Annotated in this window: 20 protein-coding genes; 12 read left to right on the top strand and 8 right to left on the bottom strand. The window is 41.9% G+C overall.

Features of this window, described 5'->3' with window-relative positions; genetic code table 11:
• The first annotated feature begins 5 nt into the window (after positions 1-5).
• On the top strand, positions 6-893 hold the full coding sequence (locus HWQ23_RS22825; protein WP_292793535.1) for a hypothetical protein: 888 nt from the start codon (positions 6-8) through the stop codon (positions 891-893).
• Between the two features lie 136 nt (positions 894-1,029).
• Here HWQ23_RS22825 and HWQ23_RS22830 read toward each other — a convergent pair whose 3' ends face one another.
• Positions 1,030-1,749: a hypothetical protein gene (locus HWQ23_RS22830; protein WP_292833224.1), complete on the bottom strand. Its 720-nt coding sequence runs from the start codon at positions 1,747-1,749 to the stop codon at positions 1,030-1,032.
• A 54-nt stretch (positions 1,750-1,803) separates the two neighbouring features.
• Here HWQ23_RS22830 and HWQ23_RS22835 point away from each other — a divergent pair, with 54 nt between their 5' ends.
• The gene (locus HWQ23_RS22835; RefSeq protein ID WP_292833227.1) at positions 1,804-1,980 is read left to right on the top strand and encodes a hypothetical protein; all 177 of its coding nucleotides are present in this window, start codon (positions 1,804-1,806) and stop codon (positions 1,978-1,980) included.
• A 197-nt stretch (positions 1,981-2,177) separates the two neighbouring features.
• On the opposite strand, the gene HWQ23_RS22840 is transcribed toward HWQ23_RS22835, so the two are convergent.
• Together HWQ23_RS22840 and HWQ23_RS22845 are read right to left on the bottom strand one after the other, a co-directional pair.
• Positions 2,178-3,038 carry a 3'(2'),5'-bisphosphate nucleotidase CysQ family protein gene (locus HWQ23_RS22840; RefSeq protein WP_292833230.1) on the bottom strand — a complete coding sequence of 287 codons (861 nt, stop codon included), beginning with the start codon at positions 3,036-3,038 and terminating at the stop codon, positions 2,178-2,180.
• 135 nt (positions 3,039-3,173) lie between these two features.
• Positions 3,174-4,064 (bottom strand): sugar kinase, encoded by an 891-nt coding sequence (locus tag HWQ23_RS22845; protein WP_292833233.1) that lies wholly within the window; start codon positions 4,062-4,064, stop codon positions 3,174-3,176.
• Between the two features lie 129 nt (positions 4,065-4,193).
• Here HWQ23_RS22845 and rsmI point away from each other — a divergent pair, with 129 nt between their 5' ends.
• From rsmI to HWQ23_RS22865, 4 genes are all read left to right on the top strand, one after another.
• On the top strand, positions 4,194-5,054 hold the full coding sequence (gene rsmI / locus HWQ23_RS22850) for a 16S rRNA (cytidine(1402)-2'-O)-methyltransferase (RefSeq protein WP_292833236.1): 861 nt from the start codon (positions 4,194-4,196) through the stop codon (positions 5,052-5,054).
• Positions 5,055-5,753: 699 nt separating this feature from the next.
• Positions 5,754-6,035: a GlsB/YeaQ/YmgE family stress response membrane protein gene (locus HWQ23_RS22855; protein ID WP_292833239.1), complete on the top strand. Its 282-nt coding sequence runs from the start codon at positions 5,754-5,756 to the stop codon at positions 6,033-6,035.
• Between the two features lie 57 nt (positions 6,036-6,092).
• Positions 6,093-7,001, top strand: coding sequence for a hypothetical protein (locus tag HWQ23_RS22860; protein ID WP_292833242.1), 909 nt, complete (start codon positions 6,093-6,095; stop codon positions 6,999-7,001).
• Positions 7,002-7,820: 819 nt separating this feature from the next.
• Positions 7,821-11,465, top strand: coding sequence for a response regulator (locus HWQ23_RS22865; RefSeq protein WP_292833245.1), 3,645 nt, complete (start codon positions 7,821-7,823; stop codon positions 11,463-11,465).
• On the opposite strand, the gene HWQ23_RS22870 is transcribed toward HWQ23_RS22865, so the two are convergent.
• The 3 genes from HWQ23_RS22870 to HWQ23_RS22880 form a co-directional block, all read right to left on the bottom strand.
• Positions 11,439-11,774, bottom strand: coding sequence for a hypothetical protein (locus tag HWQ23_RS22870; RefSeq protein WP_292833248.1), 336 nt, complete (start codon positions 11,772-11,774; stop codon positions 11,439-11,441). The two genes, HWQ23_RS22865 and HWQ23_RS22870, sit on opposite strands and share 27 nt — an antisense overlap.
• A gap of 269 nt (positions 11,775-12,043) precedes the next feature.
• Positions 12,044-12,739, bottom strand: a complete 696-nt coding sequence (locus tag HWQ23_RS22875) for a Uma2 family endonuclease (protein WP_292833251.1) — start codon at positions 12,737-12,739, stop codon at positions 12,044-12,046.
• A gap of 226 nt (positions 12,740-12,965) precedes the next feature.
• Positions 12,966-13,982 carry a ribose-phosphate pyrophosphokinase gene (locus HWQ23_RS22880; RefSeq protein ID WP_292833254.1) on the bottom strand — a complete coding sequence of 339 codons (1,017 nt, stop codon included), beginning with the start codon at positions 13,980-13,982 and terminating at the stop codon, positions 12,966-12,968.
• Between the two features lie 627 nt (positions 13,983-14,609).
• On the opposite strand from HWQ23_RS22880, the gene HWQ23_RS22885 reads away from it, so the two are divergent.
• The 6 genes from HWQ23_RS22885 to bioD all read left to right on the top strand — a co-directional run bounded on the left by HWQ23_RS22885 (position 14,610) and on the right by bioD (position 20,938).
• Complete coding sequence (locus HWQ23_RS22885; protein WP_292833257.1) at positions 14,610-15,584, top strand: decaprenyl-phosphate phosphoribosyltransferase; 975 nt, start codon at positions 14,610-14,612, stop codon at positions 15,582-15,584.
• A 67-nt stretch (positions 15,585-15,651) separates the two neighbouring features.
• On the top strand, positions 15,652-16,212 hold the full coding sequence (locus tag HWQ23_RS22890; RefSeq protein WP_292833260.1) for a YqeG family HAD IIIA-type phosphatase: 561 nt from the start codon (positions 15,652-15,654) through the stop codon (positions 16,210-16,212).
• A 52-nt stretch (positions 16,213-16,264) separates the two neighbouring features.
• On the top strand, positions 16,265-16,600 hold the full coding sequence (locus HWQ23_RS22895) for an SMR family transporter (protein WP_292833263.1): 336 nt from the start codon (positions 16,265-16,267) through the stop codon (positions 16,598-16,600).
• A gap of 197 nt (positions 16,601-16,797) precedes the next feature.
• On the top strand, positions 16,798-18,363 hold the full coding sequence (locus HWQ23_RS22900) for a glycosyltransferase family 39 protein (protein WP_292833266.1): 1,566 nt from the start codon (positions 16,798-16,800) through the stop codon (positions 18,361-18,363).
• 176 nt (positions 18,364-18,539) lie between these two features.
• Entirely contained in the window at positions 18,540-20,258 is a 1,719-nt protein-coding gene (locus HWQ23_RS22905; RefSeq protein WP_292833269.1) for a serine/threonine protein kinase, read from the top strand.
• Positions 20,258-20,938 carry a dethiobiotin synthase gene (bioD, locus tag HWQ23_RS22910; protein ID WP_292833273.1) on the top strand — a complete coding sequence of 227 codons (681 nt, stop codon included), beginning with the start codon at positions 20,258-20,260 and terminating at the stop codon, positions 20,936-20,938. The genes HWQ23_RS22905 and bioD overlap by 1 nt, the downstream gene beginning before the upstream one ends.
• Here bioD and HWQ23_RS22915 read toward each other — a convergent pair.
• Positions 20,935-21,285: a hypothetical protein gene (locus HWQ23_RS22915; protein ID WP_292833276.1), complete on the bottom strand. Its 351-nt coding sequence runs from the start codon at positions 21,283-21,285 to the stop codon at positions 20,935-20,937. The two genes, bioD and HWQ23_RS22915, sit on opposite strands and share 4 nt — an antisense overlap.
• 619 nt (positions 21,286-21,904) lie before the next feature.
• Complete coding sequence (locus HWQ23_RS22920; RefSeq protein WP_292833279.1) at positions 21,905-23,083, bottom strand: GNAT family N-acetyltransferase; 1,179 nt, start codon at positions 23,081-23,083, stop codon at positions 21,905-21,907.
• Positions 23,084-23,308 lie beyond the last annotated feature (225 nt).

Here is a 23,308-nt window from a genome sequence, read left to right on the forward strand (position 1 = left end):
TTTTTGTGAGTAAATCGATTGTTGAGTTGGTTGATCAATTACCAACCGGTGGCTTGACTGTTTCTATGTTGAATTCCCTCGATTTTGTTGCTCCCGGACAGTGGCAAAATACCGTCGGTTTTGTCAACACTATTAAAACTGTCACTGGCGAAGACGACGAAGATTTAATTCAGCAAATTGGTGAAAGAGCAATTTATTTATTCAACGACAAATCCCAAGGATACCAAACAGCCTTGTGGTTATATCAAACCGTTGATGGTACAGATAAAGCGCTTGGTGCAGCAGCTTTAGCTAACAAAGTCGGTGAGAAAATTCCTCTGTTGGGTTTTTTAAACTCTGTCACTCCCAAACCAGACAAAGCCCAAACCATCGATCTGACATTAAAATTAGTGGCTGAGTTGGTAGCTTTCTGCCAAATTAACGGCATTCCTGGAGACAGTATTGGGGATTTTGTCGCCTCTTTAGGTGAGTATAGCGGTGAGTCGCTCATCCGCATGGTGGCATTAGTTTGTGTTGATGGTTTGATCCCTTTGGGCCCAGACTTCATCAGCAAAGCGATATCTGGGCTTAATCAAACAAATCCCCAGGAGTTAGAAAAAAACTCGACTTTCCAAAATATCAAAGATGTGATTCCAGGGAACAATTCTGGTGGTAAACTCGCTTTTATCGGCGAAAGTTTTGACTCAGTTAAAGGTTGGATGAGTGGGTTAGTCAGCGCCAATAATTTAACCCCACAAAAGGTAGTTGGCAACTTACAAAGTTTTGTCGATATTGCCGATGACAAGTTAGACTATCTCGCGGCGTTCCTAGATGTAGCAACGAATTATTATGAACACACTGGCACGCAAACTTTAGCACGTCGCTTAATTGAACGGGCGGTAGCTGAGATTTAGATTGATTGGGAATGGGGGAGTAAGAATTTTAGATTTTAGATTTTAGATTTTAGATTTAATCCAAAAGACGCTCCTACGTCGCTCTCCGTGGCGCTATCGTCAATCCAAAATCCAAAATTAAATTGCCCCATGCCTCTTAGGGTAAACGCAAATCTGCTGCGATCGCATACAAGTAAGGTTGAAAAATAGCCAAGTTTTCCAGTTTCTCAAACTTACCTGTTTGCGTACCTGGGTCAAAGGCAGTGGTAATTACGTAAAGTTTACTACCATCAAAGGCAATATGACCGATATGTTGCTCTTGTACTCCACCTTGTTGGTTGAGTCCGGCGAACCCGTAGCGGATTCCCTGAAGTTTACCAACGGGTACTGGTTGCGGTGGATAGGCTGAGAAAGTAATCTGTTTTCCATATTCACCCTGACGATCTTTCACAAAAGCAGCGTAGTGGTCTGCAACCCAAGCCTTGAGTGCTGATAATATCTGGGTTTGGTATTTGGAACTTTGGTAGTCCACTTGGGAACCAGGTGGAATACCCGCTGCTACAAGTTTCTTTTGAAAATCCTCATTGTTTGCTAGCGGGTAAACGTTAATCTCAACTGTACCCAAAACTTCCCCTTTGGAGGAGACACACAATAAAGGCGCATTTCCCTTACAAGCAGCAACTTCCCAGTTAGTTGGAGCCGCAGCACTTCCCAGGATTTTCTGCCAGATATTTCCTTCGTTAGGGTTGGAAAGTCTTCCAACAGCGAGGGGTTTTACCACTTTGGGTGGAGAAAATTGGGGGAGAATAAGTTTTGCTCCCACTGGTATTGACACCAGCAAGATAGAACCTAGTAATAAATGATAAAGTCGTAACATTTTATTGAAAATCCAGAGCCAAGGATTGCAGACTAACGATATCTACAATACTTTATGGATATACAGGAAGATACATTTATATTGCTGCAAGTTCCGCAAATGGAACTCAACAAACTATCGCTCTTTATTACTCTGAAAAAACATGGGTTGAACATTCGTGTTACCCAACGAAAGCAAGAATTCTTGGTGTTGGGTTATCCTGCCTTAAGCCGGAGACGCTTCTCTTCTTAGGCTCCGCCAATGCGTAGCTTGCTTTTCCAACGACAGGCTTTTGTTGCTTGTAATATAAGAGTTACATTTTTAACAAAAAATCGTAATTAACTAGCGATCGCCCAGGCAATTAGTGTTGTCAACTACCCACCACTGAGCGCGGTACCGCAGAGCGTGGGGGCTGCAAATTAAAAAATATTCATCCTCAAATGCCCCATTTAGTTATGCTCAAACTGCGCTAAAATCCTTTCTGCTTCCTTACACAGCACCTCGTGATATTCACCGTTACTAGCCAGCAAACCTCCCCATTGATTGATATCACCAGTGTTATACTGCAACGGAGTGCCGTCGAAGTGGGTAAATTTACCACCAGCTTCTGTTAAAATCAGTTCTGGGGCTGCCATATCCCAATCTTTGGGCGCAGACTTGCCGGAAAGGGAAATGTAGATATCTGCCTGTTGCTCGACAATGGTGGCGATTTTGCAGCCTACACTACCCACAGTTTTCTGATTTTGACAGGGTAAATTTTTTAGTAAGTAATCTAATCGTTGGTTACGATGAGAGCGACTAATGACTAAGGTTAAATCCTCAATTCGTTTGCCTGACGACACTTGTAAAGGAACAGAACCATCACGGGTTTCTACAAATGTACCCCCGCCTTTGGTAGCGTAATATAACTTTTCTGTCTCTGGTACTGCCACCACGGCCAAGACTGGGCGTGTTTCCTTGACTAAAGCAATGTGAACTGCATAGTCTCCAGTTTTTTCGATAAAGTCTCGTGTGCCATCTAAAGGGTCAATTATCCATACCCAAGGGGCGGAAGGCTGTGCTACACCACTTGGAGATTCATAGGTTTCTTCACTGATATAAGCAAAATCTTCATTACCCAAAGTTGCTTGTAGCCTCTGCAAAATGTATTGACTCACAGCTACATCGGCAACGGTAACAGGCTCATTCTGTTTATATTGTACTTCTAAATTTGGGTCTTTTGCGGTGCCGTGGTAATATGATCGCAGTATATGTGCTGCGCCCCAACCTACCTCACGAGCGATCGCTAATATTTCTTGTAAATCTTTCATTAATTTGGCCTGATCTAAAAATATGTATAACCTGATTAGAGGCGCACAGCGATGCTTACTTAGTTTAACTAATTACTAATGGGCTACGCTCCGCTACGCTAACGCAATTCGTAATTGGAAGTCTTTAATTACGAATTATTTTAAATCCATCCAGCGCCGGGTGCCAAAAGATTTACAGGAATCAGCAGCAATATTAACTGCCAGTGCCAGTGCATCAGTAAAACTTTCCCTTAAAATGTAATCACAGAAAGCACCGTGGAAAATATCTCCAGCCCCTAATGTATCAACCGCTTGAATCTGCGGCACATCTACGATACCAGTTTTAGTGCAACTCAAGTATTCAATTGGTTTTTGTCCGTGGGTAATGGCGATGTGAGGAATGTCAAATCCACCCAGATAGGCAAAAATGTCTTCTCCAGTCTGGCAGTTGGGGGGATAAAAATTAGCCGAACAGATGGCATAATCTACAAATGGCAGAATTTGCTCAAATCCAGGTTTCCAACTACCACCATCGATCACTACTGGGATATTCTTGGCTTTAGCCATTTCGGCTATGGAATAACTAACCATCATCTGATGTCCATCAATCAGTACTATATCGACATTTTGCAAAATATCTGGCGGGATAGATGCGCTGCTGGCTTGAGTTTTGACAGAATTGATCGAAACCACAGCCCGTTCACCCGTGGCTTGGGTGACAATGATTGAGGAGACAGGAGGTGCTAAATCAGTGGTAGGCTCAAGGTCTGCGATCGCAACTTTGTAATTTGCCAAATCACCTCGAATTAGCTGCGTCATGGGATCAGAACCCACTACACCTAAGACTGTAGCTTGATTACCTAAATGGCTGAAAGTCACAGCCGCGTTTGTTGCTGGGCCCCCTGCCGCTACAGTATAGTCAGTAGCAACAATCTTCTGATTATTCTTAGGGGGATCAGCAAGGTAAATTAAATCTAAGGTTACTAAACCTACAAATAACCCACGAGGCGATTTTGGATTTTGGATTTTGGATTTTAGATTATCCATTTGTCATATATTTTCGTATTGGTGCATAAATTATTATTTTTAACTCTTGTACAGACGCGATGAATCGCGTCTCTCCTGCATAGCATAGACGCGATGAATCGCGTCTCTACAAACTCCTAACTCTTACTCATGCAAACCGATCCAAAACCAGGAACACTTTACGTTGTCGGCACACCAATTGGCAACCTGGAAGATATAACCTTTCGGGCGGTACGAATTTTGCAGACTGTGGATATCATTGCTGCGGAAGACACGCGCCACACTGGGAAACTGCTACAGCATTTTCAAGTTAAAACTCCCCAGGTGAGTTACCACGAACACAATCGTACCAGTCGCATCCCAGAATTATTAGAGCATTTAGTTAACAATAAAGCGATCGCTCTGGTGAGTGATGCTGGAATGCCAGGAATTTCCGATCCTGGATATGAACTAGTGAAAGCCTGCATTCAGGCAGGAATTGCAGTAGTTCCCATTCCTGGCGCTAGTGCAGCAATTACTGCATTGAGTGCAGCTGGATTACCAACAGATCGGTTTGTTTTTGAAGGCTTTCTCCCAGCGAAAAGTCAACAGAGGCAAGAACATTTAGAATCTCTGCAAACAGAAGCTCGCACATTGATTTTCTACGAATCGCCCCACCGTTTGCGAGATACTTTACAAGACTTAGCTCTTGTTTGGGGAAGCGATCGCCAAATTGTGCTGGGGCGGGAGTTAACTAAATTGTATGAGGAATTTTGGCGGGGGACAATTGCTGAGGCGATCGCTCACTACAACCAACGAGAACCCCAAGGGGAATATACATTAGTAGTGGCGGGAATTCCACTCAGTCAGCCCCAACTGACACAAGAGGAATTGAAAGCCGAATTGAAACAGTTAATTACTCAGGGAATATCGCGATCGCAAGCTAGCCGTCAGTTAGCAAAAGCTACTTTCCTTCCCCGTCGCCAACTCTATCAACTAGCTCTTTCTATAGTCCTCACTCCTGAGGCTTAAGCAGCTAATACTGCTTTGAAAAAATCACAAGTTCGGGTGCATCCCAGTTTTTACTATTCGATAAAATAATCAAATTTAATCTGTGATTGCGTTCACGTAGCGAACGCAATCCCGGAAGATTGTTAGATTTTACACTCATGGGGATGCTCCCACAAATTCAAATCTCTATTTACCTTCTGTGAATAATTGCATGAACAGAATTTTCTACTTAATAATTTAGGAAAAACATAATTCTAAGTAACTGGGCAAGAATAAATCAAGCTATGTTAGGTAATGCAAACATTACTTTTGCTCGTAATCAGGACTGAAGCCCTTACTATAAACCTTTAATTATTCACGCCCACTTACTTAAGTCGAGTTCACACTCCTATGAAGCACCCATTGGGTTATATAGTTCCAGCAAAGAAGTATGATTGCCAGATAAAAATTGTTACTAATTCATATATAACAATCCTATTTGATTTGATCTCCACCGACAGGCTCAGATCCCCCACTTCTTGAAGAAGTCGGAGATCTTTTTGTTCGTAACTCCTGCACGGATTGCTATATTCATCCTCAAAGACGACCTAGTGAATATTCAAATGATATCTAAAGATTTTTGATATTAGTTCTCTAGATAGATCAGAAATTTTGCCGAAAAATTTTAAGATGAAATGGTGAAAAGCAAACAAAGCAGATTCTCAAGGAAGGAGAAATTCAATGGGTAACATTATTGCTTGGCTAGTTTTGGGTTTAATTGCAGGTGCGTTAGCTAAGTTATTTTATCCAGGAACCCAAGGTGGCGGCATTCTCTCCACCATTGTATTAGGAATCCTTGGAGCCGTTGTCGGTGGTTATTTGGGTCAAGCTTTGCATATAGGAAGTAGTTCAGCAGCCGCCGCATCTGTAGGAGCTTTTTCCCTCGGAAGTATTTTATTTGCTGTTCTTGGTGCGATGCTACTGATTTTCATTTGGGGTTTAGTGACTCGTCGAGCTGTGTAATTGCCTGAAATTAGCTAATGGTCTTGGGAATCACTTCTAGCTGAATAAACCGATAAAATGACCTTAGAAAAAGAGCGAAGAACTATAGGAGTTTTCGCTAGTTGTTCGGATGCACAATTGGCACTTCAGGAACTAAAAGCTTCTAATTTTCCAATGCACAAAGTTTCTGTAATCGCACGGAATGCAGAAGAACAAAGTGATATTGCTGGTGTTGAAGTTAAAGAGCACACTAGCAATACATTCTCAGAAGATACGGCTCAAACCGTTACGGGTGCAGCTTTAGGCGGTCTTACTACCTTATTAGTCGGTTTAGTATTCTGGGTAATTCCTGGTATAGGCCGAGTCATCCTAGCCGGAGCAGCAACAGCGATCGCTACCACTTTAGCAGGTAGTTTGCCTGGTGTGTTGCTAAGTTTAGGAATCCCTAAACAGCAAGCACACGGTTACAGCGATCTTGTCTGCAAAGGTTACTATTTGGTGATAGTAACCGGCATAGAGATAGAAATTCGTCTTGCTAAGAGGATTTTTAATCGCCGTGATATTGAACAGTGTGGGGTTTATGAGCCATACTCGACCCCAAATAGTCGCTATAAAAATGCAGTTGGTGTTTTTTCTACGCGCCAAGACGCAGAAAGAACACTTACTCAACTGAAAGCTGCTGGGTTTCCTATGAGTCAAGTGTCGGTGATTGCTAAGGATACAAATACTCTGAATGGTCTTAGTGAGGTAGATATCAGCAGTTCCAAAGATAACTACACTACTTTCGGAATTCCTGCGGATCTAGCCAGATATTATGAACATCAAGTGACCCTTGGCAATTACCTATTAATGCTAAATAGTACTGATATCTATATCGCAGGTGCAAGAGCCATTTTAGAGAGTAACAAGATTGAACATTTTCGGATATATAGCCAATCTGAACTTGATGCGGCTAGAAGCGATCGCCTCTTTCTTACGAACTTCTAGTTAAACGTCAAGTTAATATAAAGAGGTTTGATGGCATACCCTAATTGAGGATATTCCTGAAAATTTAGAGGAGGAGTATATAGTTTGTCTTGTAAACTACAGATAAGCCTCAGTATAGGTTGCCTTTTGAAACCTGAACTTTGCGCTAGAATACTGCTTGCGATAACTAAGTTTAGGGTTGATCTGTATAGTGATGTAGAATGGCATTGATGTCATATCCAACCGCAACCACTATCTATATTTAGCGTTTATAGAAATTCTGTTTTAATGAACTTAATTTTCCCTATCCGCCTGCTTGATTTTACTATCCAGCCTTTTTGTCAACCCCCAAAGTTATTGAACCGTAACAATATAATATTAAATGAGCCTTGAATTGTTTAATATTCTTCAAGGTTTTTTTGATTATTAAACCTAAGCGAGAAAAGGGGGGAGCATCCCAAATGTGTAAACTCATAAAAATCACCATTTTTTAGCGAGTAAAGTCTAGTCTGAATCCTAAATTTATAATCTAAGAACAAGTGTTGAATCATCCACCGCCAGATTCAATTAAAAAATAAGGTGGCTGCTTCTTGTGAAAGAAGTTATGCTGTCTAAAGGCTTATTTTTTAAATTATCAAAATCTTAGACGAAGAAATTATATAAATTTCTTTAAAATAACGTTACATTTGTAAATATATTAGGATACAAATGATAATATTTTGTGGGCAAAAAACTAAGCATATCCCATGCGAATAAAATATCCTACATTTGTTTTGGATAGTTAAAACATAATCAGAATAGTCTTAAAAACAGAAATAATTTGAATACCTGACTGGAATAATGTTGAAGCGTTTGAAGATTGGAACCAAGATTGCAGTAAGTTTTGCCCTGAGTTTGGCAACTCTGACCACCATTGGTCTAATCTCCTACCAAAGCACCAATGATCTAATTGAAACTTCGCGCCAAGAAAACCATACTTACCAGGTATTAAGTCAGCTTGAAGACCTCAACTTGCAACTGATAAATGCTGAGACTGGGCAACGCGGTTACATTATTACTGGAGAACAGCGCTATTTAGAACCTTATAACGCTGCTATTCAAGTACTAAATCAAAAATTCAACGAACTTCAGAGATTAACAGCAGATAATCCCAACCAGCAAAATCGGCTTGATATTTTGGAGCCACTGCTAACCGAGAGAATGGCTGTAATGAAAAATGTCATTGAGCTACGGCGAAGTCAAAGCGTGGAACTTGCCCAGAAAGCTATTCTGACAGACCAGGGTAAACAACTGATGGATAAAATCCAGAAAATTATCCAGGCGATGAAAACTGAGGAAAATACACTGCTGAAACAGCGCTCTAACAAGGCAAAAGCAGCTGCTCAACAAATGATCGCCATTATTGTTTATAGTATTCCTCTATTTGCTTTGATCTTAGCTTTGATCGGATACGCCCTGACCCGAAATATCTCAGTACCCCTGAAGCAAGTTTCTGATTTGGCTCAAAAGCTGGCGGATGGGGATTTATCGGGGAGTTTACCACACAGCGATCGCCTAGATGAAATTGGCGTGTTGACGCGCACCTTCAACCAGATGATCGTTAATTTGCGAAACACAACTCAAAAAAATGATGAGCAAAACTGGCTAAAATCTAACTTAGCTGAATTTACCCAGATGCTGCAAGGGCAGCGAAAGCTGGAAAGTGTATCTCGCCTGATCTTGTCGAATTTAGCACCACTGGTTGGAGCATCGCAGGGCGTTTTTTATCTGATGGACTCCATAGACGACGAGCCTGTACTGAAGTTGTTGAGTAGTTATGCTTACAAAGAGCGGAAAAACCTGGCAAATCAGTTTCGTTTGGGCGAGGGATTGGTGGGACAATGCGCCCTAGAAAAACAAAGAATCCTCCTCACAGAAGTTCCTAGTGACTATATCCGCATTACTTCCGGCTTGGGAGAAGCTCCACCGCTAAATATTATTGTCTTACCTATAGTATTTGAGACGCAGGTGAATGCCGTAATTGAACTTGCCTCTTTTGGGACTTTTAAGCAATTGCACCTGACATTTCTAGAGCAATTGAGTGAAAATCTGGGTGTATTTTTAAATAACATTGCCTCACAATTCCAAACTCAGCAACTACTTCAAGAGTCTGTTGCATTAACAGAGGAACTGCAAACCCAACAAGAAGAACTACAGCAGAGCAATCAACGCCTGGAAGAACAGGCGCACGAGTTGGAGGAATCACAATTTATTGTCAAGGAGTCTAACGAAGAATTACAACAATTAAATGAGGAGCTAGAAGAAAAGGCAGAATTGTTAGAAGTTCAAAATCGGGAAGTTGCCCGCAAAAACCAAGAAGTTGAGCGGGCGAGGCAGTCTTTGGAAGAAAAAGCTGAACAACTGGCCTTGTCTTCCAAATATAAGTCAGAATTTCTCGCGAATATGTCCCACGAACTGCGGACACCGCTAAATAGCCTGTTAATTTTAGCAAGGCTGCTAGCAGATAACTCTCTTAGCAACTTGACTGACAAACAGGTTGAGTACAGCCGGACTATTTACTCGGCTGGGACTGATTTGCTAGAGTTGATAAATGACATTCTAGATTTGGCAAAAATTGAGTCGGGTACTATGTCACTCGATATTGAGCAAATTGCTCTTGCAGATTTGCAGACATCTCTAGAGCAGACTTTCCGGCAACTTGCCCACAATAAAGAACTCAGTTTTACTGTTGAACTAGATAATAAGTTACCCCCGACAATTTATAACGACTCCAAGCGTCTGCAACAAGTATTGAAAAATCTCCTAGCTAACGCCTTTAAGTTTACCGAACAGGGAAGCGTGAAGTTACAAATTGGCATAGCAACTCAGGCAGGCGAAGTTGATAATCCGATGATTGCTTTTGCAGTTAGCGACACGGGTATAGGGATTCCAGCCGAGAAGCAGAAGATTATTTTCGAGGCATTTCAGCAGGCAGATGGCACAACCAGCCGCAAGTACGGGGGAACTGGCTTGGGCTTGTCCATCAGCCGCGAATTGGCTCAACTGCTGGGAGGGAGAATTGAACTAGTCAGCCAACCAGGACAGGGAAGCACCTTCACCCTCTACTTGCCCAGGCGACACCAAAAGAATGGTCAAAATACTCTCACCACACCACACCCTGAGCCAATCACCTCTATTCGCACGGCATCGATCATCAAAGAAGTGCCAATAGTCGAAAACAGACCTGTAATTTTGAATACATTATTATCTGCGAAAGTACTTAGTAGCTTGCCCAGCGAAATTCCAGACGATCGGGAAATAATTCAACCAGGCGATCGCGTTTTGCTAATTATCGAGGATGACGATAAATTCGCCCGCATCTTACTAGATATGGCACGGGAGCAGGGCTTTAAAACCATCGTTGCTTTACAGAGCAAAGAAGGTCTAGGACTCGCGCAACAGTTTAAACCGAATGCGATTATGCTAGATATCCACATGCCAGAGATGGATGGTTGGACGCTGCTGGATCGTCTGAAGCATAACCCAAACACTAGACATATACCAGTACATATACTTTCTGTTGATGAAAGACAGCAACGGGGATTACACTTAGGAGCGATTACCTATATACAAAAACCCATTTCTCCAGAAGCGCTAACTCAGGTATTGACTGAGATTAAAGGCTTTATTGAGCGTCAGGTAAAAACTCTCCTGATTGTAGAAGATGATCCCGTACAAGCCCAAAGTATTATCGAACTGATCGGTAATAGTGATGTCCAGAGTACAGCAGTGGGTACAGGGGCAGAAGCCCTGATGATTTTGCGATCGCATCACTTTGATTGTATGGTATTGGATCTCGGTCTGCCCGATATGAGCGGGTTTACACTAATTGAGCAGATAAAGCTTGAACCTAGACTTTTGAAACTGCCGATCATCGTTTACACCGGCAAAGAACTCAGCCGACAAGAAGAAACACAACTGCGGGGACTAGCAGAGACAATTATCATTAAAAATGTGCGATCGCCAGAGCGGTTGTTAGACGAAACTGCCCTGTTTTTGCATCGGGTGCAAGCAAATTTGCCCCCACCAAAACGTCAAATGCTAGAGCAATTACATCAAACTGATCCGGTGCTGGCTAATCGGAAAATTTTGATTGTAGATGATGACCTCCGAAATATTTTTGCCCTGACCAGCTTTTTAGAAATCTATCAAATGCAAGTGCTGTTTGCCGAAAATGGCAGAGATGGCATCGAGATGCTGGAAGCTAATCCTGACATTAATATAGTTTTGATGGATATCATGATGCCGGAAATGGATGGTTACGAAACCACCCGCGCCATCCGCCAACAACAACAGTTTCGCTCACTACCAATCATTGCTTTAACTGCCAAAGCCATGCCAGGCGACAAGGAAAAGTGCATCGAAGCTGGAGCTTCTGACTACATTACCAAACCTGTAGATACTGAGCAACTGCTTTCCCTACTTCGGGTTTGGCTGTATCGTTAAGGAGTCATCTTTTTTATTAGCCTTTTCCAAGAGGGCTTTTCCATACTCATCAGATTCTAAAGAATCCTCAAAAACAGGAACTCCCATTTTTTCAAGATACCTTATGTATATTCCATTAAGTTGATCATCTTCAACTAAAAATGTGACAATTTTATTGTCAGATGATAAACAATATATTATCCCACTGTTTAATTTAGGTGTACCCCAGATATAATAATTTTCTATTAAACCGAACTGCGTAAGATAATCATGAATAAGCTCATCAGTGATCCCAGGTCTAGTCTTAATTTTAACTTTTTTAGCTTTCATATTTTTAACTTCCTATGAGAACGAGGAAAGCCTCGTAGGGGGCAGGGGGAGAAAGAGTTTTCTGAAACCAAGCTTGCCACCAGCCACCACCCAATCATCAATTCCTTTCTCATTACCTAGCAGTTGCGCTACTTCACACTGACACTCTTGTATAAGTACATTAGCTTTCGTTTTCATCATTTTCCTGATTCGTGCAACAAAGCCTTTCGATAACTTCTTCAGGAACAGATAGGACTCCTATTTAATTTTTGAAAAAACTCAGTATATATCTATTCCCTATTTCCGATATTCTCATTCAACTTTTGCATAAATTCTTGATGTTCTGTCGCAGCTAAACCTGCTTGTAAAACAGATAACACCATTGCCATTTCTCCTGACAGCAAGGCAGGTATCGACAACCACAACCCCGGAAACACCTGACTGCGAATAATTCCCTGCTCATCGGTTGGTAGCGAAACATACTCGTCCGCTTGCAGCCTAAACCAATCCAACTGATTATCTAATGTTCGCCAAACAATATACTCCTGTACTCCATTCCGTCGATAGGTACGTTTTTTGTCATGTAAATCGATGGCTGCACTGCTTGCTGCCACTTCTATCACCAGTTCGGGTGCGCCTTGGATATAATCATCTTCACTAATCAATGCCTGTCTGCCCGGAATGAATAGTACCGCATCAGGCTGTGGTTCATTATCCGGATCTAAACGCACTGTGGGTTCAATTCCCAAAACAACGCCAGGGGTTGCAGTTTTATAGTTCCATAACCACCCGATCAGGTTTCCATGTGGTTCGCCATGACTTTTAATTCTCAGTGGCGATGCCATGATATACACAACTCCCTCAACCAGTTCAGCTTTTCTTAAATGCGGCATTGCCTGATAGCGCCGCTCAAATTCGCAGCGAGATAAGCGATCGCCATTTTCCAAAGGTAAAACTGAAATCACTTTTTTAGGAGTTGTAACCATCCCTTTGTCCTCTTTATCCAAATTGTCCAAACTCAATTAAAGTATTCTAATTTGGCAGTGCTGCATCCATTTTACTAGCGCACATGAAAAAGCTCTTGTGCAGGGAGCAGGGGTGCGATCGCCCACAAGGGACATTACTGTTGGCGTAATAACTAAAAGCAAAAGCCCACACTGCACCCGATCAAGGGGTCAATGTGGGTAATTTATCCCTGTAACGGGAATGTAGTTAGCGGAACATACTACTAACTGAAGTATCTTCATGAATCCGCCAGATAGTTTCTCCTAAAAGATTAGCTACTGACAGCACCACTAGTTGGGGAAAGCGATCGCTTTCTGGTATGGGAATCGTATTTGTCACAATGACTTCCTCAAACAAGCCACTGGATAACCGCTCCATCGCTGGTGGAGAAAACACCGCATGAGTTGCACAGGCGTATACCTGACGCGCTCCTTCTTCACGCAGTAATCGCGCCCCTTCTGCGATCGTGCCCCCAGTGTCGATCATGTCATCCACCAACACTGCCGTTTTGCCTTTAACATCGCCGATGATATTTAACACTTCGGCAACATTATGTGCCTGACGACGTTTGTCAATAATTGCCAGTGGAGCGTCATTCAGTTTTTTTGCAAATGCCCTAGCTCGTGCTACACCACCAACATCGGGGGAAACAACCACCAAGTCGGGCAGTTGTTTGCTTGCTAGATAATCCAGCAATACTGGCGAACCGTAAACATGATCAAAGGGTATATCGAAATAGCCCTGAATCTGAGCCGAGTGTAAATCCATTGCGAGAACGCGGTTGGCACCGGCTTCAGTGATCAAGTTAGCAACCAGCTTGGCGGTTATTGACTCTCGTCCTGCCGTTTTGCGATCGGCGCGGGCGTAGCCGTAGTAGGGAATTACTGCCGTTACCTGTCGCGCCGAAGCTCGACGACAGGCATCAACCATAATCAATAATTCCATCAAATGATCGTTTACGGGTTGACAACATGGCTGGATTAAATAGACATCACAACCCCGAATCGATTCTTGGATTTGAATGTAAAGTTCTCCATCGGCAAATCTTTTGCGAATCATTGGCCCCAAGTCCATGCCCACATAACGAGCGACTTCTTGAGACAGTTGTACATTGGCAGAGCCAGAAAACAGCCGCAGGCGATGATTATCATTCAGTCCTGTTGCAGATGGTTGCACTTTGAAAGTTGCAGAACTGAGCACAGCAGATCCTCTATGTGCATTCATAGCAATATTATCATTAGAGATTTAATAGATTTAACCGAGAAATTGCCTAAAAAAACATCTGTGAGTATTCTTGAAGCTTTCATACAAAATTAAAACATTTTTCCCTACAATAATCATTCGTTAACTGTCTAATTTTCTAAGGTAAACAAACTATTGATAGCTTAACGGACATCAAGACCGTCCACTAGGTCTATAGTTAAAATTTTTTGAGTTGAGGTAAATAACCCAATCTTTCAAAGATTGGTATGCTAGATAGCTTCTGCTAACTACCTCATTTATAACTTAAGTGATATTCAAGTTTGTTCTCATAAGAGTATAACACTTCTCTCTAAGTAGTAATAATGTAACTTATTATCACTTTATTTACGAATTGACAAAAGAGGACATATCTACATATCTTTAACGGTGAACACAATTTACCTACGTATAAATTTTTATGTAAAGATTTAATAAAGTTTACATAAAGATTTTATGAAAGTAGATTTTTTAATATGAAAACATTACTCAACAAGGGTACTATCAACTAGGTAAAAAGTTGTAAGTAATTTTACTAAGATAAATTTTAATAGAACCTGGGAAAGTTGTTCAATCTAATTCTCCTGACACAGGGAGGCAACAGGTATACTTATGGACTATCGGCGTACTTCAGTAGTAGAAAAATCTTTAACTAGTTCCAAGAAGTTGGCGTACTGTTTAGCTGCAATGCGACCGCGACAATGGACAAAAAACCTGGTGGTGTTTGCAGCACCGTTGTTTGCATTTAGTATCAATCTGCAATCTCTGCTAGGTAGCCTATTGGCATTCATATTATTTTGCTGTGCATCAAGTGGCTTCTACTTAATCAATGACATCGCAGATGTTGAATCTGACCGTCAGCACCCTGTCAAGTGTAAGCGGCCAATTGCCGCCGGATTAGTCAGCATCCGTGTTGGTACTGGGATGGCATTGGTGCTATTAGGTGGCGCTCTGATTTTTGCCTGGTTGCGATCGCCCCAGTTGGGTGCAGCCATAACTGCATACGCCGTGTTGCAGATCGCCTATAATCTGCGACTAAAACGGATGGTGATTTTGGATATTGGGGCGATCGCTACTGGATTTGTTCTCCGAGCCTATGCCGGTGCTGCTGCTACCGGCATCGTTTTATCAGCTTGGTTTTTACTTTGCACTGCGATGCTAGCGCTATTTTTGGGTATTGAAAAGCGCAAAGCAGAACTGCGATTAGCACAAATTAAAGGCAACAAGCCTCGCTCTGTCCTCAAATACTATTCCTTGCCTCTGCTGGGTCGCATGGAAAATGTTGTCACCACTTGCACAGTTGTTACTTATGCTCTATGGAGTGCGGGCCCCTATCTACATGGAGCGCCCAGTTCTTGGATGCTACTGACTTTGCCGTTCGTATTGTATGGCATTTTTCGCTATCAACTGCTGAGTGATCCCCCAGAGATTGCCAATTACGGCGACAACTATCCAGAACAAGATGGACGTAGTGAGCGCCCAGAAGAAGTTTTGTTGAAAGATTTGCCCATTCTGTTAACTGTCATTGGTTGGGTATTAACTTGCTTTGTGATTCTCTTACTCAAACATCAAGGGCTGATCGAATAAATCTGGTAAATGCACCAATGGCATAATTTTCGGGACTTTGCGGATGAAAAATTTCAAAACTTTTTTGATGAACTGGCCTAAATTGGGTATCAAAGAGAAACGCCATAGGCTTCCCCGACGTATCCATACACTAGCTCAAATAAAAATTGATAAAATCAAGATTTCTGGTGTTAAAGGAATCATTCTTGATTTAGATAACACTATTATTTCTGAAGATGATCGCTACCTATCCCCGAGAGCAGAAGATTGGATTACACAAGCAAAGTTAGCCGGATTGCAATTTTTTATCCTCTCAAATGGGAAACGTCGCTATCGTGTCAAATATTGGTCTCATCGTCTTGATATTCCAGCGCTCAGTCCAGCTAAAAAACCTTTTCCCCCGGCATTTCGACAGGCAATAGCTCACATGCGGTTGCCAGCAAAACACATACTCGTTGTTGGTGATAGCTTACATACTGATTTTGTGGGAGCATTACTTTGTCGATGTGCTTTCATCCAAGTTGCTACCCTACCACACCCGCCCCGATGGTGGGAAAAACTTGCTGGCAAATGGGTGCAAATACCTTATGCATCTGGAGGAGAACTTTGGGATTTTGACGATGCTGCTGGCTATGAGAGTTTTTTGTAAATTGCTCTTTTGAGCAAAAAATATCACCTTATAAATTGAGTAAATTTTCACCATGAATAACCAGATAGTTTTTAGCTTGCTGATTTTAATCACAGTGGGGTTAAATACACTGGCTCAAAATCTATTAAAACTAGGAGCGGGACAAAATCCGTTAAATATCTATTTACTAGGAGGAATTTGTACTTATGGTCTGAGTACGGTTTTTTACGTGGTAGTTTTAGGAAAGCTGAATTTATCAGTTGCCTATCCAGTAGTGATCGGATTAACAATTATATTGACAATGATCACTGGTGCTGTAATTTTGCGAGAAAAAGTCTTAATTTCCCAATGGGTAGGAGCAGGTTTGATGTTGAGCGGTATCTGTGCGATCGCTTTAAGTAAACATTGATTAGTATTTCCAAAATAGTTAAGCTATGTAATTAAAAGTACTAGGACAGAAAACGCTTTATCCTAGTATCACTAATAGACTACTCTTAACTTATTACATTATTCTGAAGCATTTGCCAGATTCATTGTCCCGCAAGTTGGGATAAAAGAAGGTATGCCGCAATAGTTCCTATAGTGTTATGCAGAAGAAATAAAATTATGATAAAAATGCAAAATCAGAGATGGTCAAAATATTATCTCTTTGTTTTCATAGTGATTTCTTTGAGTGTTATTCTCCGCTTCTTTATGCTCTCAAAGCAGAGTCTTTGGTATGATGAGGGTTTGAGTTTAACTAATTCCGATGTCTCGACGCTTCAAGAGAGCATTGCCAAAGTAAGATACATAGGAAATAGTGATAGATTTCAACCACTGTACTTTATAGTTCTATTTTTGTGGCGTCAGGTATTTGGTGAAAGTGAATTTGCCCTTCGCTCACTCTCTGCTATTTTAGGAATTGGCTCAAGTATCGTTATATTCTTTACTGCTTTGCGGATATATGGAAAAAAGCACGCTTTATGGTCTCTGCTAATCCTGACATTTAGCTCCTTCTGTGTTTACTACAGCCAAGAAGCAAGAATTTATGCCTTAGCAATGTTTATAGCTTCACTTCAACTATATTTCTTTACCACAGTATTAGTTAAAAATGAAGGTAATCAAGGTATTTCAATATGGTTATTCAGTATTTTTACTGCCATAGGAATTTTTACTAATATTAACTTCTGCTTTTCCACTACAGCTCTATGTTTATCTCATATTGCAATCTATAGAAATTTAAGGCAATGGCTGCAATGGTGGCTTCCTGCTGCCTTTTTATCTTTACCGCCAATTTTATATTACCTGACTTTACCTGGAGCAACTGATCCGGAAAGCATTTCAGTTTCTCGCTTGGGACTCCCGATAATTCAAAATATTATTTTTGTGTTACATGGAATTTTAGTGGGGACAACGTATGGCCCTTCAATGGAGCAGTTGCGCGGCAATGATAGAGTACAGGTTATGCTTCATTACTGGCCTCAAATATTTTTATTGTTGATTGTCGGTACTGTAATTTTTCTGGCTTTAATAAAAGTTTTATTGAGACACAAAAAAAATAACAGAGAGAAGCATCCTGATTACTTCTTTGCTTCCCTTATTGTCATGGCATTTTTACTAGGATTGCTCTTAGCTATAGTCACCAAACTTAATTGGGTGCCGCGTCACTCTTATTATCTTTGGTTACCACTTGCCATGCTTATCCCATCAGCTTTGAGTTTAAGACCTGGTATTAGCTCAAAGCGTTATGGAGTATCTCAGTTGGCTAAAATTGCTGTGATCTCTCTGATAGTTCTGAATATTTATTCTCTTTTTAACTACTACTTCAATGAAAACTATCAGAAAGATGACTACCGTTCTGCTGTCCAGTACATTATAAAAAATCGTTCCTCTTCTACACAATCTGTATTTTTATTTGGCAATCCCAGATTATTTAGATACTACGGTGACACTCTAAGTCTGGATGGAAGGAAGTTAGGGGATCAGTTAAAAAAGGGGATTACGAATGAAAATATGGCAGGAAAAATTCAAAAATTAACAAATAGTGCGGATACAGTTTTGATCGTAGTTAATCGTGATTATCTATTTCCCAAAGGATTAATTGAAAAAGAGATGAGTAATTTATATAACCTGGATTCTGAAGTTAGTTTTGCATATTTCAAAATCTATCGTTTTCCCAAGAAGAGAACTTGAATTGGGGATTGAAGACTCTTAAGTTATAAAGTATGAAACAGCCTTGTTATTGTGGGAATGGGATGTGCCCGTTGGGTATAGTAGAATATTGCCGCAGGTAACTGTCCGTCGCCTCTTGGGCTTAATCTTAGTGGGTGACTTCCTTTTCAGTTCCTACTACACTCAATCAATCGCTCATGGAACCACCCATTACAGTTGGCACCCTCTTGCAAAACCGTTACCGGATAATTCAAATTCTCGGACAAGGAGGATTTGGTAGAACCTATCTGGCAGAAGACCAGAGGCGCTTTAACGAACTTTGCGCGATCAAGGAATTGATTTCAACAGCAAGGTCGGCTTTGGCTTGGGAGAAGGCACAAGAGCTTTTTGGGCGTGAAGCTGCCATTTTATATCAAATACAACACCCACAAGTACCTAAATTCCGGGAAAGATTTGAGCAAGACCAACGCTTATTTTTGGTGGAGGACTACGTTGCAGGTCAAACGTACCGAACTCTGCTGGCTGAACGTCAAGCTGTGGGTCAAACCTTCACAGAGGCTGAAGTATTGCAGCTGATAGAGTTATTGTTGCCTGTTTTAGAGCATATTCACAGTCGAGGGATTATTCACCGGGATATCTCGCCAGAAAATATTATTTTGCGAGATAGTGACGCTAAACCTGTGTTAATTGACTTTGGGGTGGTAAAGGAACTAGCAACACGTTTACGATCGCCAGAGAGTGCAATGCCAGAAACCACTGTAGGAAAATTAGGCTACTCTCCTATTGAACAAATGCAAACAGGGGGAGCTTATCCTAGTAGTGATTTGTATGCATTAGCGGTAAGTGCGATTGTTTTGCTGACTGGTAAAGAACCAAGGGATCTATTTGACGAAAACCAACTAACTTGGAATTGGCAACGGTGGGTAAAAGTTAATCCGCGATTTGCCCTGGTTTTGAATCGAATGTTGAATCATCTACCGAGCGATCGCTACCAAAGTGCTGCTAGTGTATCCCAAGCACTGCAATCTCTGGCTCAACCCAGTATTCCTACCCCCGATGTATCGAACTTGCAAACAATGGCTGTTGGTCGCCGTGCTGGGGTAGTACCATCAGCAGCTTCGCCCAAGAAGAAACAACCCGATCCTGTGATTCCACCAAGTAGTACTAGCTCAGTTTTGGATAATCCTTTAGCGATCGCCGCAATTGGTAGCGCTGTAGTGATCATAGCCGGATTTGGTTCTTGGGCACTGGTAAGTTCTATCCGCAGTCAGCCGAAAACACCACCAACACAGACGCTTCCACAAAATTTCCCTTCACCAGTGATTTCTGGTGGTACTACATTCACATCCACACCCACACCCACCAACGAGCAACCTGTTGTATCTAGTAGGCGGCTCAATCTTAGAGCATCTAACCCAACCACGGTTACAGATACTCTCAAAACAAATCAAATAATCCGGTACACTTTTTTTGGGGAGGAAGGTGACAAGTTAACTGCGTTTATTGACCCAGGAAGCAGCGTTTTGCTAACAGTCTTAAGTCCCAATCAACAACCAATTAATAATGCCCAGCAAGTAACATCCTATGAAAGTACATTGCTGGTTACTGGTAGATATACTATTGAATTAACACTGCTTTCAGGAATTGCCGAAAGCAATTACAATCTGAATGTTGCATTAGAAAAACCAGTCAAACCAACACCGACAGAAACACCTACCCCAATTCCGACAGAAACACCCCTGCCAATTCCGACAGAAACACCCCTGCCAATTCCAACAGAAACACCCCTGCCAATTCCAACAGAAACACCCTTCCCAATTCCGACAGAAACACCCACCCCATTTCCTCCGAGTGGTGAAACGCCAACTTTTCCGCCGGCTGATGGAACACAACCATTTTCTGGCCAAAGAAATTAATGTTAAACACACTACTGATTACTGGAACTGATACCGAAGCAGGTAAAACTGTTTTAACAACAGCGTTAGCAGCCTATTGGCAAAAATATTACCCGCAGCGTAGCTGGGGAATCATGAAACCGATTCAATCGGGAATTGGCGATCGCGAGTGGTATCAAAAGCTATTTACACTAGAACAATCCCCAGAAGAAATTACACCTTTGTACTTTGAAGCACCTTTAGCCCCTCCGATCGCAGCAGCACGGGAAAATCGCCGAGTAGATTTAGCACTTGTGTGGCAAGCTTTGTCTAAGTTGCGATCGCATCGTGATTTTGTGCTTGTAGAAGCCTTGGGAGGATTAGGTTCGCCAGTAACTGAGGAATTAACCGTAGCCGATTTAGCGGCAGAATGGCGTTTACCAACGGTATTGGTAGTACCAGTTAGATTGGGTGCGATCGCTCAAGCAGTGGCGAATGTAGCATTAGCGAGACAATCACGCGTCAATCTCAAAGGCATTGTTTTAAACTGCGTACAACCCCGAACGGATGCAGAAATAGCTGACTGGACACCACAGCAATTGATTCAATCACTCACTAACACGCCAGTTTTAGGCTGCTTACCTTATTTAGATAACCTGACTGATTTAGATAAACTTGCTCAAATAGCATCAGATTTAGATTGGGAAACACTGACACTTTAAATTGGGCATTGGGCACTTGTACTGAGCGAACGCGCAGAGCGTCTCGTAGAGAAGTCGTTGGCGCAGCCTCTCGTAGAGAAGTATTGGGTATGATTGCGTAGGCGTAGCCCAACCCAGGCATGGCTCTTGGGAGAAGAACTTTTTGGTTTACTTAGATAAGACTTGAGCAACTGATGGTAGCGATCGCCTAAGTACAGCATTTCATTAATTCGTAGCAAATTAAATTTAGCAATAACCTGCAATGTTAATGCGTAAGCTGGCATTATTAATGCATCGGCTTGCATTATTAATGCATCGGCTTGCATTAACAATGTGTAAGCTGGCATTGTTAATGCATCGACTTGCATTGTTAATGCATCTCAATGCAATGCCAATGCATCGGCTTGCATTGTTAATGTGTTCCCCTGCATTAAAAACGCTACGTTTTTACGCAAAGCTCTACCTAATACCATTTCACACAAACCCTGATACATATAGATTTCTCGTAGGGGCACAGAAAAAGCTCATTGGTGTCAACTTAAGAAGATAAAGCCCATATTTGTATTTGCTGAGTGTAAGCGTCAATCTCTCGATGGTGCTTACGCCTTTTTGGCGACAGTAAAACTAAAAACAATTGCAAGCTATTTGTTACTAATCTAAAATTCCCACTTTTCCTCAACAACAAAATGAAAACAGGATAATACGCATCAGTTGTGAGGTATTGGTTTTTGAAACAAAAACCTCACCCTTGGGAGACGGACATCCCTCTCTGTGATTTGATATCATGTCCGGTTGAACAATTGTCATTGCGAGCGAAGCGAAGCAATCGCAAAGGTGTTGAGATTGCTTCACTGCACTTCGTTCCGTTCGCAATGACATATCGCAACACGGCGAACATGATATGACTACGCAAAACCGTCCCTACCTCTTAGAGGAACAGGCTTGAACTAAAGTTCAACTCGCATAGAGGTTCGTTGACATCTCATGTTAAAAAAAATCAGCCACCCAAGGAGAACTACCTGCAAATATTTGCGTAGCTGCTGAAATAGCTGTTTCTGTCCCATGCAGTTTTCCGGCTATTTGCAAATGGTAGGGAGCGAACAAGCTTGTATATATTGGTGCTAGTTCTCGGACATCTAACTGCAACTCACCTTTTCCACCTTTTGTAACTTCACCGCGTCCATTGGCGACAGAAAGAATGAATTTACCATTGTTTGCATCTAGCAAATTATCTTGAATATCTAAGTGCAGTTCAGTTTCAATTCCCGATGGATAACCCCGCATCTCCAGCGCCTTGACTACATCTACTACCCGCAGCATCCAACGCATTGTATTCTTAAGTTTGGCAGTTTGCTCTGGTAGCAGCAATGTCAAGGAATCGGTTACAGAACTCCTCCATCGCACCTGCTCAATTTGGGAGCGATGACTGGCAAGAAAAGACCAGAATGTTTGTGCAGCCGCAACTGTGAGAATTACCCAATCCTTTATCCGCAGGATTGCACCATCTTCTGTTGAATGTTGGCTAAAGAGGATGTAGCCTTCGGGTTTCTCTTTTGTACCGATAAAATATGCGTAAAATGTTTCCTTCTCATCTGGCTGGATTAAGCGCTCCCAGATTGCGGGATGTCGGTCTAAATATCCATGCGTTAATTTGGCCTGCTGCTGATATAGTTTGTGAAAGACTTGATGATTGATTGGAAATATTGGTTGCAAAGGTAAGGGTTGCTCCCGCAATTGGATACTTTTAGTCGGAACTTCCCAATTACACCAGCTACCCCCTTGCTCATACCCGACTTTTCGATACAAGCCTTGAGCTGCTGGATAAAGAGCAGAGAGCGGTATACCTCTAGCATAAAGTTCTTTGAGGGTGTGCTGCATGAGAGCGATCGCAGCTCCCGAACCGCGATACTCTGGAGCAATGCCCACTACGGCAATTCCTGTCATTGGTACACGCACACCACCCCACCATTGGCCCATATCCAGAGTTGCCAATCCACCAACTAACTGTTCTGACTCACGAATAATGCGGAAGTTTTCTACGCCAAGCAGATTAATGTAAGCTTCCTCGCCACCAAGCCCACTGATGAAACACTGCTCAAAGATAGTTCCAAGCTGTTTAATATCCTGTGGATGGGCAAGAGTGCTGTATTCAAATTGAGGCATCATCTCTAATACCATTAGTAATACAAAACCACAATCATACTATCCCAACCCTTGCGATCGCTTTATTCCGTTTTGCTCTATTCGCATTGAAGAAGAATACATTCGTCAGAATTCAGGAATCAGAATCAAGACGCTCTCTACCAGACGCTACGCGTAGCTTCTCTGTATGAGTACGCAGACTCGCTCTCCGTGGCGCGATCAGTATTAAAGTAAAACGGTATAAGCCCT

It is taken from the genome of Nostoc sp. JL33 (assembly GCF_017114985.1).
Lineage (GTDB): Bacteria > Cyanobacteriota > Cyanobacteriia > Cyanobacteriales > Nostocaceae > Nostoc.